The organism is Nocardioides luteus (assembly GCF_015752315.1).
GTDB lineage: Bacteria > Actinomycetota > Actinomycetes > Propionibacteriales > Nocardioidaceae > Nocardioides.
This window is the reverse complement of sequence record NZ_JADOVJ010000001.1, coordinates 2857107-2872433: the sequence shown is the minus strand read 5'-3', so window position 1 is coordinate 2872433 and position 15327 is coordinate 2857107. Positions and strand designations below refer to the sequence as shown.

Here is a 15327-nt window from a genome sequence, read left to right as displayed (position 1 = left end):
GGCCTCCGCAGGGCGAGGGGTGACCTTCACGAACCGAGGAGCTGCTCGGCGAGCTCGGCGCGGGAGTGGATGTCCAGCTTCGTGTAGACCTTCCGCAGGTGGTACTCGACGGTCTTCGGGCTGAGGAAGAGCGCGGCCGCGGTCTCGCGAGTGGTGCGGCCCTCGGCCAGGAGCAACGACACCTGGAGCTCCTGCGGTGTCAGGGACGCCGCTCCCGACGCCTCCCGCCGCGCCACCTTCTCGCCTGTCGCCTCCAGCTCGGCCGCGGTGGTCCGGGCCCACGGGTCGGCCCCGAGGTCGTCGAAGGACTCGAGCGCGGTACGCAGGTGTGCGCGGGCATCGACGCGGCGTCCCGCGCGCCGGAGCCGGCCGCCGTACGCGAGGTGGGTCCGCGCGGCCTCGAAGAGGTCACGGGTGTCGGCGTGACCTTCGAGGGCCGCCTCGAAGTGCTCGTCGAAGGACCGCTGGTCCGCCACGGTTCCCAGCGCCCGGTGCGCCCGCGCGATCGACCAGGGCCGACCCTTCGCGCGTGCAGCGGCCGCGTACCGCCGGGCCTCGGCCTCCGCGTCGGCGGGGCGGCCGAGGCGGAGCAGGGCATCCACCAGCTCCGCGCCGGGGGAGAGGTCGGGGTCGGCGATGCCCCACGCGTCGAGCCGTCGCGAGAGGTCGAGGAACGTCTTCGTGGCGGCTCGGGGATCGCCCTCCGCGAGCTCGAGGTCGCCGACGGCGTAGAGGCACCAGGCCTCGCCCATGCGGATGCCCCGCTGGGTGCACAGTCGGACGGCCTCGGTCGCATGCTCCCGACAGGCGTCGCCCCGGCCCTGTCGGGACTCGAGCCAGGCGAGCCCGGCGAGGGACATGGCGAGGTCCGTGCCCTGACCGGTCTCCCGGGCGAGCCGGATCGCCTCCTCGTAGTTGGCTGCGGCCCGGGACCAGGCGGTGGACGTCGCCTGGTCCCGGGCGACGTGGAACAGGACGTTGGGCAGCAGGCCGACGCCCATCCGGGACCGGACGTCGTCGACGATCCGGCGCAGGTTGGCACCGGTCTCCGCGTCGCGGAGGAACAACGGTGTCGTCAGCAGCCACGGCAGCGCCTCGGGGTGCTCGGCCGGGTCGGCGTGCGCGGCCAGCAGCGGCACCGACATCTGGATCTCCTCCAACCCTCCGCTGCCGCTGAGCACCTTCGCCATCCCCGCCGCGGCGAGCCCGATGGCCCGGGCGCGGGGCGACTCGGCCGCCGCGACCGCGTCCAGCAGCGCGGTGGCGAGGCGCGTCGACACCGCCGCGTCGGCCAGGTAGAAGGCAGCGTGGAGCGCCTCGGCCAGGAGGAACACGGTGTCGTCGGGTGTCGGCGCGTCCGGCGCCGCGCGCTCGAGGATGCGGACCGCGTCGGCGACGGACCCGCTCCGTGCCGCGATCTGCGCCCGGATCCGGAGCGTGCGCGAGCGGGTGCCGTCCGGGACGTGCCGGGTGTCGATCTCGTCGAGGAGGGCGACCGCTCGGTCGTGGAGCCCTCCGGTCCAGGCTGCCTCGGCGGCCTCGCAGAGCAGGACGTGCCACCGGTCGGTGTCGGTGCTGAGCCGCGCCGCGCGCTCGTAGGCGGTGCTCGCGACGGTGTACGCCGTGCGGGCGCTCGCGCTGTCGGCGGCGGCTTCGAGCAGCCCCGACACCTCCGGGTCGGGACCCCAGGTCGCCTCCGCCAGGTGCCACGCCCGACGCTCCGCGTCGTCCGGCAGCAGGTCGGCCACGGCGAGATGGACGGCCCGGCGAAGAGTCTCGTCGGCCTCCGCGTACACGGCCGCGCGGACGAGCGGGTGTCGTACGTCGATGCGGCTGCTCGTCACCACGACCAGCCCGGCCCGCTCGGCGGCACCGAGACCGGAGACGTCGAGACCGAGCCGCTTGCAGACCTCTCCCGTGAGGTGGAGGTCGCCGTTGGTGACCACGGCGGCGAGCAGGGCGGTCCGGGATCCTTGGTCGAGCTCGGCCAGACGCCGGGAGAAGGCGGCCGCGAGCGTGGCGGGCAGCGCGGGCGGGAGCCCCGGGGCCCGGTCGTCGAGGAGCTCGATGTTGCGGCCGAGCTCGAGAAGGGCAAGAGGGTTGCCGCCGGTCGCGGCGAAGAGCCGGGCCACCTGCTCCTCGGTCGGCGGGGCGGCCTCCAGAGACCGCACGAGGTCACCCGACGCCACCGGGTCCAGGCCTGACAGCTCCAGCACGTCGAGGCCGTCGACGAGGCCGTCGCACGCTCCCGATCGGCCGGCGAGGAGGACGACGGCGGGATCCGCGTCGAGCCGGCGGGCAGCGAAGGCGAGGGCCTCGGCCGACGGGCGGTCGAGCCACTGGAGGTCGTCGACGACGACCGCGATCGGAGCCTGCTCGGCGTACCGGCACAACAGCGCGAGAGTGGCTGCGCCGATGGCGAACCGGTCGCCGGCGGTCGCCGTCTCGAGCGCGAGTGCGCTGCTCAGCGCGGCCGCCTGCGGGGCGGGGAGCGCGTCGAGGAGAGGGAGCGCCGGACGGAGCAGCAGGTGGAGCCCGGCGAACGCTAGGTCCTGCTCCGCCTCCGTACCGGTCGCGTACAGCACGCGGACGCCTTCCAGACGCTCGAGCGCATCGTCGAGCAGCGCCGTCTTGCCGACGCCCGGCTCGCCGAGGACCGCCAGGGCACCACCGCGGCCGATCCTCGCTCCGGCGAACAGCTGGTCCACGACCGGCTGTTCGGCCTCTCGTCCGATGAGCACGGTGGTGAGTCTAGGAACCGGCTCCGGCGCCCGCTCCGCGCTCGAACGGCCTCCTACCTGGTCCTGGGTACCCGGGCAGGACTAGGTGGGGCACCTGACGCGAGCACATGTCGAGCGTTCCTAGCGTTCCCGCCATGACTACCACTGATGACGCCATGACCCCGGGCACGAACGAGGTCGAGATCGACATGGACAAGCTGATGGCCTTCGTCTTCCGCGCGGTGGACGAGGTCGGTGCCACCCTGAACGCCGCCCTGGTGGTGATGGGCGACAAGCTCGGCTACTACCGCGACCTCGCGGCCAACGGGCCGAGCACGCCGGCGGAGCTCGCCGGCCGGACCGCCACCGGCGAGCCGTACGCCCGCGAGTGGCTCGCCGCCCAGGCCGCCGGCTCGTACGTCACCTATGACCCGGCGACCGGCCGGTTCACGCTCCCGCAGGAGCACGCGGTGGCGTTGACCGTCGAGGACAGCCCGGCCTTCCTGCCCGGCATGTTCCAGATCGCTCTCGGCACCGTCCGCGACGCCTCGCACATCCTCGAGGCCGCGCGCAACGGCGGCGGCTACGGATGGCACGAGCACGACTCGGACGTCCACGTCGGCTGCGAGCGGTTCTTCCGGCCGAGCTACAACGCCCATCTGACCGCCGAGTGGCTTCCCGCCCTCGACGGCATCGTGGACAAGCTCCGGCGCGGTGCGACGGTCGCCGACGTGGGCTGCGGCCACGGCGCCTCGACGATCCTGATGGCGCAGGCCTTCCCCGACTCCCGCTTCGTCGGGTGGGACTACCACGACGCGTCGATCGCGACCGCCCGCGAGCGCGCCGCGGCGGCCGGCGTCGCGGACCGGGTGAGGTTCGAGGTCGCCTCCGCATCCGGTTTCGGCGGCAGCGACTACGACCTGGTCACCATGTTCGACTGCCTGCACGACATGGGCGACCCGGTCGGGGCGGCGCGGCACGTTCGGGAGTCCCTGGCCGAGGACGGCACCTGGATGGTCGTCGAGCCCGTCGCCGGCGACCACGTCGAGGACAACCTGCACCCGGTCGGTCGCGCCTACTACGGCTTCTCCACCCTGCTCTGCACGCCGAGCTCCCTCGCCCAGGACGTCGGGCTCGCGCTGGGGACCCAGGCCGGCCCGGCCCGGATCCGCGACGTCACGATCGCGGCCGGGTTCACCCGGTTCGAGGCCGTGGCCGAGACTCCGTTCAACCGTGTCTACGAGGTCCGGCCGTGAGCACGAGGCTCACGCGGTGCGTTCCCCGGCCGAAGTCCGGCGCGACCGGGCCCGGCCGGGTCACACTGGGGCCATGAGGGCACGCGAGCCCGACGCCGACGGCTACGTGGAGACCGACGGCGTCAAGGTCCACTACGAGGTCTACGGCGCGGAGACCGCCGGCCCGGGCGACCGCACCATCCTGCTGATGCCGACCTGGACGATCATCCACTCCCGATCCTGGAAGGCGCAGATCGGCTACCTGGCACGGCACTTCCGGGTCGTGACTTTCGACGGGCGTGGCAACGGGCGGTCCGACCGGCCGGAAGGCGCCGCGGCGTACACGAACGAGGCGTACGCCGCGGACGCCCTCGCCGTCCTCGACGCCACCGGCACCGATCGCGCCGTCGTCGTGGGGCTGTCGTGCGGGGTCACGTGGAGCCTGCACCTGGCCGCGGAACACCCGGACCGGGTGGCCGCGCTGGTGGCGATCGGGGCCGCCTGCGGGTTCCCGATCGTCCAGGAGAGGGACGCCTTCGTCTGGGACGCCCGCCTCGACACCACCGACGGGTGGGCGAAGTACAACCGCTACCACTGGCTCGAGGGCGGCTACGACGACTTCCTGGAGTTCTTCTTCGCCAAGATGTTCCCCGAGCCGCACTCGACCAAGCAGATCGAGGACTGCATCGCCTGGGCGCACGAGACGACGCCCCAGGTCGTGGTCGACGCCACCGCGGCCCGCCTCGGGTGCGACGGAGTGCTCTGCGCCTCAGTGGAGGAGATCTGCGGCCGCGTACGGTGCCCGGTTCTCGCGATCCACGGGACCGACGACCAGATCCGGCCGGTCGCGATCAGCGAGCGCCTCGTCGAGCTCACCGGCGGGTCGCTCGTGCTGCTCGAGGGCAGCGGCCACGGCGTGGTCGGCCGCGACCCGGTCAAGATCAACCATCTGATCAAGGACTTCGCGGACGCGGTCCAGCCTCCGCCGCCGGTGAGCCGCACCTGGGTACGCGCGTCCCACCGTCCCAAGAGGGTCCTCTACCTCTCCTCGCCCATCGGGCTCGGGCACGCCCGCCGCGACCTGGCCATCGCGCAGGCGCTCCGGGAACGGCACGAGGACGTACAGGTCGACTGGCTCGCCCAGCATCCGGTGACGAGGGTCCTCGAGGCAGCCGGCGAACGGGTCCATCCCGCCAGCAGGTGGCTCGCCAACGAGTCGCGCCACATCGAGGAGGAGTCGGGTGAGCACGACCTGCACGTCTTCGACGCCATGCGGCGCATGGACGAGGTCCTGGTCAACAACTTCATGGTCTTCGATGACGTCGTCGGCGAGGAGCACTACGACCTCGTCGTCGGGGACGAGGCCTGGGACGTCGACCACTTCCTGCACGAGAACCCCGAGCTCAAACGCTTCGGCTACGTGTGGCTGACCGACTTCGTCGGCTTCCTCCCGATGCCCGACGACGACGAGCGGGCACGGTCCGTCACCGCCGATCACAACGCCGAGATGCTCGAACACATCGAGCGCAGTCCGCGCCTTCGCGACCGGGCGATCTTCGTCGGAAATCCCGCGGACGTCGTGCCCGGACGCTTCGGCGACGGTCTGCCCGAGATCTCGGCCTGGACGCGGCAGCACTACGACTTCAGCGGCTACGTCACCGGCATCGATCCGGGCTCGATCGCCGACAAGGCACGGCTGCGACAGGAGCTCGGGTGGCGACCCTACGAGCGGGTCTGCGTGGTCACGGTCGGTGGGTCCGGAGTCGGCAGCCACCTGCTCCGCCGGGTGGAAGGAGCGTACGACGCCGCCCGGGCGGCCGTGCCGGACCTTCGGATGATCGTCGTGACGGGCCCACGGCTGGACACCGGCGTCGTCCGAGCGCGCCCCGGCTTCGAGGTGCTCGGCTTCGTCCCCGACCTCTACCGCCTCCTCGGCGCCTGCGACCTTGCCGTGGTGCAGGGCGGGCTGACCACGACGATGGAGCTGACCGCCGCCGGCACGCCGTTCGTCTATATACCGCTGCGCCACCACTTCGAGCAGAACATCCACGTCCGGCACCGTCTCGAGCAGTACGGCGCGGGCCGCTGTCTCGAGTACGACGACCTCACCCCGGACACGCTCGCGCGAGCGATCGCCGACGAGATCGGTCGTGAGCCCCGCAGCAGGCCGGTCGAGACCGACGGCGCCGATCGCGCCGCCGGTCTGATCGCCAGCCTTCTCTGAACCGCCGTCCGCCCCTGATCTCCCTCCGCTGGGCAGGCCCTAGTGTTGGTCCCGCATCGCGACCGATCTCGTTCCACCGGAGGCTCCGCTGAACACCAACCAAGCACCTGCCGACCCGTCCAGGCAGTTCCCGGCCGCGGTCCTGCTGGACATGGACGGCACCCTGGTCGACACCGAGCCCTACTGGATCGCCGCGGAGTACGCGATCGCCGAGCGCTTCGGGGCGACCTGGTCCGAGGAGCAGGCGATGGAGCTGGTCGGCAACGCACTGGTCGAGTCGGCGCGGCTGATCAAGGAGGGGATGGGGCTTCCGCACGAGCCGGAGGAGATCGTCGAGATGCTCCTCGACGGCGTCGTCGAGCAGGTCGAGCGTGAGGTGCCGTGGCGCCCGGGGGCTCGGGAGCTGCTCACCGACCTGGTCGAGCAGGGGGTGCCGTGTGCGCTGGTGACGATGTCGTACGCCCGCTTCGTCGGCCCCATCCTCCAGGAGCTGCCCGAGGGCACCTTCAAGGTGATCGTCACCGGCGACATGGTCCGCAACGGCAAGCCCCATCCCGAGCCCTATCTGACCGCGGCTGCCGCCCTCGGTGTCGCGGCCGAGGACACCATCGCGGTCGAGGACTCCAACACCGGTGCCCGCTCCGCCGAGGCCGCCGGCTGCACGGTCCTGGTCGTCGAGAACCACGTCCCCGTCGCCCCCGGCGAGCGCCGGGTCTTCCGCGACACGCTCGAGGGGCTGACGTACGCCGACCTGGCCGACCTCTGAGTCCTCGGCGTCATCTAGGGTGCCTTCGTGGGCCACATCCAGATCACTCCGTCCATCCTCAACGCCGACTTCGCAGCCCTCGGGGCCGAGGTCGCCAGGATCCCCAGCGCCGACTGGATCCATGTCGACGTGATGGACAACCACTTCGTGCCCAACCTGACCTTCGGGCCGACGATGGTGGAGGCGATCGCGCGGTCCACCTCGGTGCCGCTGGATGCCCACCTGATGATCGAGAACGCCGACCGCGAGGCCCCGGCCTACGTCGAGGCCGGCTGCGGCTCGGTGACGTTCCACGTCGAGGCCACCAAGGCCCCGGTGCGGCTGGCCCGCGAGATCCGGGCGAAGGGTGCCCGTGCCTCGATGGCGCTCAAGCCGGCGACCCCGATCGAGCCCTACGAGGACATGCTGGCCGAGCTCGACATGGTGCTGCTGATGACCGTCGAGCCCGGTTTCGGTGGGCAGAAGTTCCTCGACCTGGTGCTGCCCAAGATCCGCCGGGCGCGGTCGATGATGGACAAGCACGGCGTCGAGACCTGGCTGCAGGTCGACGGCGGGGTGTCCCTGGAGACGATCGAGCGCTGCGCCGAGGCCGGGGCCGACGTCTTCGTCGCCGGCTCCGCGGTCTACTCGGCCGACGACCCGGACGTGATGGTCAACGCGCTGCGGGACAAGGCCGTCTCAGCCTCTGACGCCTGATCGGGCCTCGTGCCACCCGTGTGGCACACTGGTTTCAGACGAGCTTGTGCTCGCGTGCTCTGGGGTCGGTGAAATTCCGAGCCGGCGGTGACTGGATCAGAGGTCCAGAAGTCCGCGACCCGATGGCAGCCAGTCATCGGTTGACCAGGTGAGAATCCTGGACCGACGGTTAAAGTCCGGATGGGAAGACGCACGCAGCCCGATTCGTCGTGACCGCCCTGAGACCAGGGCGCGGCGCGATGTCTCGGCCTGACCCCGGAGTCCGTGAGACGGACCAGAGGGGATCAGATGAAGTGCTTGGACCAGCGTGACCCGGAGCCGGGGGCGATGCGTCGCGCCCTGGACCTGGCCGCTGCGATCGGCGCCCCGGGACCTGCCACCTATCCCAACCCACGGGTGGGCTGCGTACTCCTGGGGGCGGACGGGTCGATGATCGCCGAGGGCTATCACCGCGGGCCCGGCACGCCGCACGCCGAGGTCGACGCCCTGGCGAAGGCCGGGGAGGCCGCCCGCGGGGCGACCGCGGTGGTCACCCTGGAGCCGTGCAACCACACCGGTCGCACCGGTCCCTGCTCACAGGCCCTGATCGAGGCCGGCGTCGCCCGCGTCGTCTACGCCCAGTCCGACCCCAACCCGGTCGCCGCCGGCGGCGCCGCCACGCTGAAGCAGGCGGGCGTCGAGGTCGAGCAGGGCCTGTACGCAGCCGAGGCTCGCGAGCTCAACCGGGTCTGGACCCGGGCGGCCGAGCTCCAGCGCCCCTACGTCACCTGGAAGTTCGCCACCACGCTCGACGGGCGCAGCGCCGCCGCCGACGGCACCTCGCGCTGGGTCTCCTCGCGGGCCGCGCGGCTCGACACCCACAAGCTGCGGGCGCTGAGCGACACGATGCTGGTCGGCACCAACACCGTCGCCGTCGACGACCCCGCCCTGACGGTGCGCGACCTGGAGGACCGGCCGGTCGGCGTACAGCCGCTGCGGGTCGTCATGGGGGAGCGGGACTTGCCCGAGGACCGCCGGATCTTCGACGCCCAGGCGCCCTCGCTGCACCTGCGCACCCGCGACCCGCACTCGGCGCTGGCCGCCTTGTGGGAGCGGGAGCGCCGCCATGTCTTTCTCGAGGGCGGGCCGACGCTGGCCGCGGCCTTCCTGGAGGCGGGGCTCGTGGACGAGATCGTCGTCTACGTCGCCCCGTTCCTGCTCGGCGCGGGCCGCTCGGCCGTCGCCGATCTCGGGATCGCCACCATCTCCGACGCCTTCCGGCCGCGGGTGCGTTCTGTCGACGTGCTCGCACCAGCCGCGCCGGGCGAGGAGCCGAACGTGCGCTTCATCTTGGAGCCACAGAAAGGGGAGCAGTGATGTTCACCGGGATTGTTGAGGAGCTCGGCACCGTCGCCGGGATCGAGGACCAGGGCGACGCCGTACGCCTGACCATCTCCGCCACCACGGTGCTGTCGGACGCCGAGCTGGGTGCCTCCATCGCGGTCAACGGCTGCTGCCTGACGGTCGCCACGCTGGGTTCCGGCGAGTGGACGGCGGACGTGATGCTGGAGACGCTCAAGCGCACCAGCCTGCACGCGGTCTCGGTCGGCGACCAGGTCAACCTGGAGCGCGCGGTCACCCCGACGACCCGCCTCGGCGGCCACATCGTCCAGGGGCACGTCGACGGCGTCGGCCGCATCGTCTCGCGCGAGCCGAGCGAGCACTGGGAGGTCGTCACGATCTCGCTGCCTCCTGAGCTGGCGCGCTACGTCGTCGAGAAGGGCTCGATCGCGGTGGACGGGATCAGCCTCACCGTCGTCTCGGTGACCGAGGACTCGTTCACGGTCAGCCTCATCCCCGAGACCCTGGCGCGTACGTCGCTGGGGTTCCGGGCCGTCGGCGACGAGGTCAACCTCGAGACCGACATCATCGCCAAGCACGTGGAGAAGCTCGTGCTGACTTCACCGGAAGGGGTTCGGTCATGACGGAGCAGCAGTACGTGGGGGTCCGGCTGGACCCGGTCGAGAACGCGATCGCCGACCTGGCGGCCGGGAAGCCGGTCGTGGTCGTCGACGACGAGGACCGGGAGAACGAGGGCGACCTGATCTTCTCCGCCGAGCTGGCGACCCCGGAGGTGATGGCGTTCGCGATCCGCTGGTCCTCCGGCGTGATCTGCGTGGCGCTGCCGGGTGACCGGCTCGACGCCCTCGAGCTGCCCCCGATGACTCGTGTCAACGAGGACCGCAAGCAGACGGCGTACGCGGTCTCGGTCGACGCCCGCGAAGGTGTCACGACCGGCATCTCGGCGGCCGACCGGGCGCTCACCACCCGGCTGCTGGCCGGGCCGGCGTCGGTGGCCGGCGACCTGACCCGCCCGGGCCACGTCTTCCCGCTGCGGGCCCGCGACGGGGGAGTGCTGGTGCGGGTCGGCCACACCGAGGCCGCCGTCGACCTGACCCGGCTGGCCGGTCTGGAGCCCGCCGGCGCCCTGGTCGAGCTGGTCAACGACGACGGCACGATGCAGCGCGCCCCGCAGCTGCGCGAGTTCGCCGACGAGCACGGCCTGGCGATGATCTCGATCGAGGACCTGGTCACCTACCGGCGGCGTACGGAGGTGCTGGTCGAGCGCAAGGCGGTGACCCGGCTGCCCACCGAGTTCGGTGACTTCACCGCCTACGGCTACCGCACCATCGACGACGGCGTCGAGCACGTCGCGCTCGTCCACGGCGACGTGGCCGGGTGCGACCCGGTGCTCGCCCGAGTGCACTCGGAGTGCCTGACCGGGGACGTGTTCGGGTCGCGCCGCTGCGACTGCGGACCCCAGCTGCGCGAGGCGCTCGAGCGGATCGCCGATGTCGGCTGCGGCGTCGTGGTCTACCTGCGCGGGCACGAGGGCCGCGGGATCGGGCTGCTCGCCAAGCTGCAGGCCTACCAGCTCCAGGACGGCGGTCGCGACACCGTCGACGCCAACCTCGACCTCGGTCTGCCGGCCGACGCGCGCCACTACGGCGCGGCCTCGCAGATCCTCCGCGACCTCAAGATCGACTCGGTGCGCCTGATGACCAACAACCCTGAGAAGGTGAGCAACCTGGAGGCGTACGGGGTCGAGGTCGCCGAGCGGGTGCCGCTCACCCCGCGGCCCAACGAGCACAACCTCGCCTACCTGCTGACCAAGCGTGACCGGATGGGTCACGCGCTGCCCGATCTGTCTGAGGAGAACCGATGAGTGGCAAGGGAGCCCCGACCCCCGAGGTCGTCGACGCGAGCGACCTGCGCGTCGCCGTGGTGGCCGCGCGCTGGCACGACGAGGTCATGAACGGCCTGCTGAACGGCGCGGAGCGCGCGCTGAAGGACGCCAACGTCGGCGGCCTGACGGTCGTCCGGGTCCCGGGCGCCTTCGAGCTCCCGGTCGCCGCGGCCGCCCTGGCCAAGTCGGGCTACGACGCCATCGTGGCCCTCGGGGTCGTCATCCGTGGCGGCACGCCGCACTTCGACTACGTCTGCTCGGCCGCCACCGACGGCCTGAACCGGATCGCGATCGACCACCTCATCCCCGTCGGCTTCGGCTTGCTGACCTGCGACAACGAGGAGCAGGCGCTCGACCGGGCCGGCCTCGAGGGATCGAGCGAGGACAAGGGCTACGAGGCCGCCGCCGCGGCCATGGAGACCGCGCTCACGCTGCGCGACTGCGTACGTCACTACTGACGCCCAGTCGGCGCAAATGTCCCGCCAGCAACGGCCGAGTCGGCGCATCTGTCCCGGCCGGGTGGGACAGATGCGCCGACTCGGTGTTCTGGGGTGGGACAGTTGCGCCGGCTCGGCGGGCGTTTGGTCAGGCAGGGAGTGTCGCGACCAGGTCGCCCTGGCGGCGACGCGCCCCGGGGTCCTGCCGCGCTGACGCGTGCGCGACGACGAACCCGTGTGCGGTGAGCAGCTCCCCGAGGGCCTCGGCGGACCAGTAGTAGGCCGTGTGCACGGCGTGGTCGAACGCCTCACCGGGCTCGCCGTCGAAGAAGCCGATCAGCGCCGACCCGCCGGGCGTCAGCACCCGCGCGAACTCGCTCAGGATCGCCGGCAGGTCCGCGGGCGGGGTGTGGATGATCGAGTACCACGCCAGGATGCCGCCGATCGACCGGTCGGCGAGGGGGAGTGCGGCGAGGTCCGCTCGCTGGAAGGCGATGTCCGGATAGCGCGCTCGTGCGGCGGCGACGAACTCGGCCGAGGCGTCCATCCCGACGACGTCGCGAGCACCGCCCGTGGCGAGCTCCTGGCTCCAGAGGCCGGGGCCGCAGCCGGCGTCCAGCAGGCGGCCGGTCGTGCTGTCCCGCCAGGTCGTGATCGTGTCGCGGTCCTGCTCGGCGAGCTTGTCGATCGCCCCGAAGAGGTCGATGTATTCAGCGGCGCGGCTGTCATAGGCGGCGCCGATCTCGGTCATGGTCATCGGGGACCGAGGGTACCGGTTGCGCTATAATTTGCGCATGCATGCAAATACGCAACCTCCGGTATGGGGGGACGACGTGGTCACTCTCGCTGTCGAGGTGCTGCGGATGCTGGCGGATCCGACGCGACTGCAGGTGGCGGGGCTGTTGCTGGACGAGGAGCGGTCCGTCTCGGAGCTCGCGGGCATGCTGGACAAGCCGGTGCCGGGGGTCTCGCAGCATCTGGCGAAGATGCGGATGGCTCGGCTGGTGACCACGCGCAAGGAGGGGACCTCGGTGCTCTACCGGGTGGAGAACGGGCACGTGCGCCAGCTGGTCCTCGACACGATCGGTCACGTCGAGCATCTTCTCGACCAGGTCCCGGCGCACCACCGATCCGCGGAGGAGTCGGCATGACCCACACGCTGCACCACGACCACGACCACCACCACGCGGGCGCGCACGAGCACACCGGCGAGCACGGCCACGGACACGGCCATGCCCACAGTCACGACCAAGACGGCCGGTGGGCTCGGGTCCGGCATGCGATCTCGGACGTGTTCGGGGCGCACTCCCACGATGCCGCGGACCAGGTCGACGAGGCGCTGGAGGCAGACGTACGTGGCCGGCGGGCGCTGTGGATCAGCCTCGGTGTCCTCGCGCTGACGGCCGCGGTCCAGGCGGTCGTCGTCAGCCTGACCGGCTCGGTGGCGCTGCTGGGGGACACGCTCCACAACGTCGCGGACGCGTTGACGGCGGTGCCGCTGCTGGTGGCGTTCTGGCTGGCCCGGCGCCCGGCCAACGACCGTTTCACCTATGGCTACGGACGGGCCGAGGACCTCGCCGGGCTCTTCGTCGTCGCCATGATCGCGCTGTCCAGCATCCTGGCCGGCTGGGAGGCGATCGACCGGCTGTTCCACCCGCGCGAGGTCGAGCACGTCTGGGCCGTCGCGGCCGCCGGCGTGGTCGGCTTCCTCGGCAACGAGATCGTCGCCCGCTACCGGATCCGGGTGGGCCGCCAGATCGGCTCGGCGGCCCTGGTCGCCGACGGGCTGCACGCGCGCACCGACGGCTTCACCTCGCTCGCGGTCGTCCTCGGCGCCGCCGGGGTCGCGGTCGGGATGCCGTGGGCCGACCCGCTGATCGGGCTGCTGATCGCGGTCGCGATCCTCGGTGTGCTGCGCTCGGCGCTCAAGCAGGTCGGCGCCCGGCTGATGGACGCGGTCACCCCCGAGGACGTCCGCCGCGCCCGGGAGGCCGTCGCCACCGTGGACGGCGTGCTCGAGGTCCGCAGCCTGAGGCTGCGGTGGATCGGGCACACGCTCCACGCCGACGGCGACATCACCGTTGCGGCCGACCTCGCCGTCTCCGCCGCGCACGACATCGCCCACCACGCCGAGGAGCACCTCCTGGAGGCGCTGCCGCGCCTGACCAGCGTCGTGCTCCACGTCAGCCCGGAGGGCACGCACTGACGGCTGCCTCTAGGCTCTGCTCCGATGAACATCTTCGAGTTCGACGGCAAGAGTCCGCAGATCCACCCCGACGCCTGGGTGGCGCCGACGGCGACGCTGATCGGTGACGTACGCCTCGGTCCGAACGCGAGCGTCTGGTACGGCGCCGTGCTCCGCGCCGACGTCGGGCCGATCGTCATCGGCGAGGGCTCCAACGTCCAGGACAACTCGGTGCTGCACGTACGCCCCGGCTCCTCCCTCGAGATGGGCCCGCACAGCACGATCGCCCACGGCTGCGTCGTCCATGGCGACCGGATCGGCACCGGCTCGCTGATCGGCAACGGGGCGGTCGTCTCCGATGCCGTGGTCATCGGCGACGGCTGCCTGATCGCGGCCGGCGCGATGGTGGTCGAGGGGACCCAGGTGCCCGACCACAGCCTGGTGATGGGCGTGCCCGCCAAGATCCGCGGCACGATCGAGCCCGACACCAACCCGGCCGTGATCTTGGAGCTCAACGCGCCAGGTTATGTCGAGTTCATGAAGCTGCACCGCGCGACGGTACGCCCGGTCAAACCCTGACCCTGAGGTTGAGGGTTACTCCGCTCCGCAGGCCACGCAGTGCAGCGAGCCGACCCTGCGGTCGGCCTCGCATGTCGTGCACGGGGCGATCGTCTCCCGGCCGCAGCCCTCGCAGTGCTTGCCGCGGACCGGGTAGCCGCAATAGGGGCAGTCGCCCTTGCGTACCCGCATGGCGGGGATCCGCTTGGCCAGCAGCCGCTGGACGGCGACGAACACGCCCACGGTGCCGGCGGCTCCGAACAGCGACAGGATGAGCGGGCCGAAGTCGGCGTACTCGAAGGTGTAGTGGAAGGCGAAGACCAGGGCCATGATCACCCCGGTCGCGGCGAGCGCGAAGCCGAGTGGCAGGAAGCGTGAGCCGCTGCGGCGCAGCCGGTAGAGGACCCAGAAGCCGACCAGGCACAGCAGGATGATGAAGCCGAGGCGTACGCCGATCTGGATCGCCTCGTGACCGGGGATCTTGCACGGCGACTCGCCGTTGTTGCACTGGTCCCAGTCCAGGTAGAGCGGCCACCAGCCGGCCACCTTGACGTAGAACCAGACGGTGCCGACGAGCAGGAAGGCGGTCAGCGCGACCGCCAGGAACCGCTCGCTCCGGGTCGACTCGACCTCGTCGGCGGCGATAGGGGTCTTCATGGCGTGCTCCTGTGGGCTCGGGTGCGGGCATGGAAGCCGACCTCGAGGCGGCAGTCGAGCGCGGCCGCCACCCTGAGGAGGGTGTCGATCTTGGGCGGGCGGGACCCGGACTCCAGCCGTGCGATCGCCGACTGGGTCGTCCCGCAGAGCTCGGCGAGCTCGCGCTGGGACAGCCCCCGCGCGACCCGGTGCTCGGTGACCTGGGCGGCGATCCCGACGTAGAACGCGGTGTCCTCGTCGTTGGTGCTCACGACGTCGACGGTATCGCAGTTCTGCTATGCCTGTCCATAGCAGAACTGCTATCGCTCGGGTGAGACGATTCGGGTGCGAGGTCGCGTACGGCCTAGGCTTGACGCTCGTGAAGACGTTCGACGAGCTCTGGGCCGAGCTGAGTGAGAAGGCCCGGACCCGACCTGAAGGATCCGGCACCGTGGCACAGCTCGACGCCGGGGTCCATGCGATCGGGAAGAAGCTGGTCGAGGAGGCCGCCGAGTCCTGGATGGCGGCCGAGTACGAGGGCAAGGAAGCGACCGCGGAGGAGATCTCCCAGCTGCTCTACCACGCCCAGGTGCTCATGCTCGCCAGCGGAATCTCCATCGACGACGTCTACTCACACCTGTAGG

16 protein-coding genes and 1 riboswitch are annotated in these 15327 nt (G+C 71.5%); of the genes, 12 read left to right on the top strand and 4 right to left on the bottom strand.

The window, feature by feature from the left end; translation table 11 throughout:
- Nucleotides 1–26: 26 nt before the first annotated feature.
- On the bottom strand, nt 27–2741 hold the full coding sequence (locus tag HD557_RS29005; protein WP_196874273.1) for an ATP-binding protein: 2715 nt from the start codon (nt 2739–2741) through the stop codon (nt 27–29).
- Nucleotides 2742–2875: 134 nt separating this feature from the next.
- On the opposite strand from HD557_RS29005, the gene HD557_RS13865 reads away from it, so the two are divergent.
- The 8 genes from HD557_RS13865 to ribH all read left to right on the top strand — a co-directional run bounded on the left by HD557_RS13865 (nt 2876) and on the right by ribH (nt 11325).
- Nucleotides 2876–3976 (top strand): class I SAM-dependent methyltransferase, encoded by a 1101-nt coding sequence (locus HD557_RS13865; RefSeq protein WP_231380284.1) that lies wholly within the window; start codon nt 2876–2878, stop codon nt 3974–3976.
- A 73-nt stretch (nt 3977–4049) separates the two neighbouring features.
- Nucleotides 4050–6179: an alpha/beta hydrolase gene (locus HD557_RS13860; protein ID WP_196874272.1), complete on the top strand. Its 2130-nt coding sequence runs from the start codon at nt 4050–4052 to the stop codon at nt 6177–6179.
- Between the two features lie 88 nt (nt 6180–6267).
- Nucleotides 6268–6945 carry an HAD family hydrolase gene (locus HD557_RS13855; RefSeq protein ID WP_269210769.1) on the top strand — a complete coding sequence of 226 codons (678 nt, stop codon included), beginning with the start codon at nt 6268–6270 and terminating at the stop codon, nt 6943–6945.
- 27 nt (nt 6946–6972) lie between these two features.
- Nucleotides 6973–7641 carry a ribulose-phosphate 3-epimerase gene (gene rpe / locus HD557_RS13850; RefSeq protein WP_008359328.1) on the top strand — a complete coding sequence of 223 codons (669 nt, stop codon included), beginning with the start codon at nt 6973–6975 and terminating at the stop codon, nt 7639–7641.
- Between the two features lie 50 nt (nt 7642–7691).
- Nucleotides 7692–7839: riboswitch (FMN riboswitch) on the top strand.
- A 90-nt stretch (nt 7840–7929) separates the two neighbouring features.
- Entirely contained in the window at nt 7930–8997 is a 1068-nt protein-coding gene (gene ribD / locus HD557_RS13845) for a bifunctional diaminohydroxyphosphoribosylaminopyrimidine deaminase/5-amino-6-(5-phosphoribosylamino)uracil reductase RibD (protein WP_050800804.1), read from the top strand.
- A complete protein-coding gene (locus HD557_RS13840; protein WP_008359332.1) occupies nt 8997–9605 on the top strand; it encodes a riboflavin synthase in 609 nt (202 codons plus the stop codon). The genes ribD and HD557_RS13840 overlap by 1 nt, the downstream gene beginning before the upstream one ends.
- Nucleotides 9602–10846, top strand: coding sequence for a bifunctional 3,4-dihydroxy-2-butanone-4-phosphate synthase/GTP cyclohydrolase II (locus HD557_RS13835; RefSeq protein WP_008359333.1), 1245 nt, complete (start codon nt 9602–9604; stop codon nt 10844–10846). Before HD557_RS13840 ends, HD557_RS13835 begins: the two co-directional genes overlap by 4 nt.
- Nucleotides 10843–11325: a 6,7-dimethyl-8-ribityllumazine synthase gene (gene ribH, locus HD557_RS13830; RefSeq protein WP_008359335.1), complete on the top strand. Its 483-nt coding sequence runs from the start codon at nt 10843–10845 to the stop codon at nt 11323–11325. The genes HD557_RS13835 and ribH overlap by 4 nt, the downstream gene beginning before the upstream one ends.
- 127 nt (nt 11326–11452) lie before the next feature.
- Here ribH and HD557_RS13825 read toward each other — a convergent pair whose 3' ends face one another.
- Nucleotides 11453–12061: a class I SAM-dependent methyltransferase gene (locus HD557_RS13825; protein ID WP_008359337.1), complete on the bottom strand. Its 609-nt coding sequence runs from the start codon at nt 12059–12061 to the stop codon at nt 11453–11455.
- Nucleotides 12062–12137: 76 nt separating this feature from the next.
- On the opposite strand from HD557_RS13825, the gene HD557_RS13820 reads away from it, so the two are divergent.
- From HD557_RS13820 to HD557_RS13810, 3 genes are read left to right on the top strand one after another with little or no spacing between them, the layout of a single operon-like run.
- Entirely contained in the window at nt 12138–12455 is a 318-nt protein-coding gene (locus HD557_RS13820; RefSeq protein ID WP_307785623.1) for an ArsR/SmtB family transcription factor, read from the top strand.
- Nucleotides 12452–13510, top strand: coding sequence for a cation diffusion facilitator family transporter (locus HD557_RS13815; RefSeq protein WP_196874271.1), 1059 nt, complete (start codon nt 12452–12454; stop codon nt 13508–13510). The genes HD557_RS13820 and HD557_RS13815 overlap by 4 nt, the downstream gene beginning before the upstream one ends.
- Nucleotides 13511–13534: 24 nt before the next feature.
- Nucleotides 13535–14068: a gamma carbonic anhydrase family protein gene (locus tag HD557_RS13810; protein WP_008359344.1), complete on the top strand. Its 534-nt coding sequence runs from the start codon at nt 13535–13537 to the stop codon at nt 14066–14068.
- Between the two features lie 15 nt (nt 14069–14083).
- Here HD557_RS13810 and HD557_RS13805 read toward each other — a convergent pair whose 3' ends face one another.
- Nucleotides 14084–14704: a hypothetical protein gene (locus HD557_RS13805; RefSeq protein ID WP_008359347.1), complete on the bottom strand. Its 621-nt coding sequence runs from the start codon at nt 14702–14704 to the stop codon at nt 14084–14086.
- A complete protein-coding gene (locus HD557_RS13800; protein ID WP_008359349.1) occupies nt 14701–14955 on the bottom strand; it encodes a helix-turn-helix domain-containing protein in 255 nt (84 codons plus the stop codon). Before HD557_RS13800 ends, HD557_RS13805 begins: the two co-directional genes overlap by 4 nt.
- A 107-nt stretch (nt 14956–15062) precedes the next feature.
- Between HD557_RS13800 and HD557_RS13795 the strand changes: the two genes are divergently transcribed.
- Entirely contained in the window at nt 15063–15326 is a 264-nt protein-coding gene (locus tag HD557_RS13795) for a phosphoribosyl-ATP diphosphatase (protein ID WP_008359350.1), read from the top strand.
- Nucleotide 15327: the final 1 nt, after the last annotated feature.

Excerpts from the sequence above, each read along its gene's own strand:
- HD557_RS13860 (WP_196874272.1), top strand. The coding sequence starts at position 4,050 with ATGAGGGCACGCGAGCCCGACGCCGACGGCTACGTGGAGACCGACGGC.
- HD557_RS13835 (WP_008359333.1), top strand. The coding sequence starts at position 9,602 with ATGACGGAGCAGCAGTACGTGGGGGTCCGGCTGGACCCGGTCGAGAAC.
- HD557_RS13805 (WP_008359347.1), bottom strand. The coding sequence starts at position 14,704 with ATGAAGACCCCTATCGCCGCCGACGAGGTCGAGTCGACCCGGAGCGAG.
- ribD (WP_050800804.1), top strand. The coding sequence starts at position 7,930 with ATGAAGTGCTTGGACCAGCGTGACCCGGAGCCGGGGGCGATGCGTCGC.
- HD557_RS13810 (WP_008359344.1), top strand. The coding sequence starts at position 13,535 with ATGAACATCTTCGAGTTCGACGGCAAGAGTCCGCAGATCCACCCCGAC.
- HD557_RS13815 (WP_196874271.1), top strand. The coding sequence starts at position 12,452 with ATGACCCACACGCTGCACCACGACCACGACCACCACCACGCGGGCGCG.
- HD557_RS13865 (WP_231380284.1), top strand. The coding sequence starts at position 2,876 with ATGACTACCACTGATGACGCCATGACCCCGGGCACGAACGAGGTCGAG.
- ribH (WP_008359335.1), top strand. The coding sequence starts at position 10,843 with ATGAGTGGCAAGGGAGCCCCGACCCCCGAGGTCGTCGACGCGAGCGAC.
- HD557_RS13825 (WP_008359337.1), bottom strand. The coding sequence starts at position 12,061 with ATGACCATGACCGAGATCGGCGCCGCCTATGACAGCCGCGCCGCTGAA.
- HD557_RS13840 (WP_008359332.1), top strand. The coding sequence starts at position 8,997 with ATGTTCACCGGGATTGTTGAGGAGCTCGGCACCGTCGCCGGGATCGAG.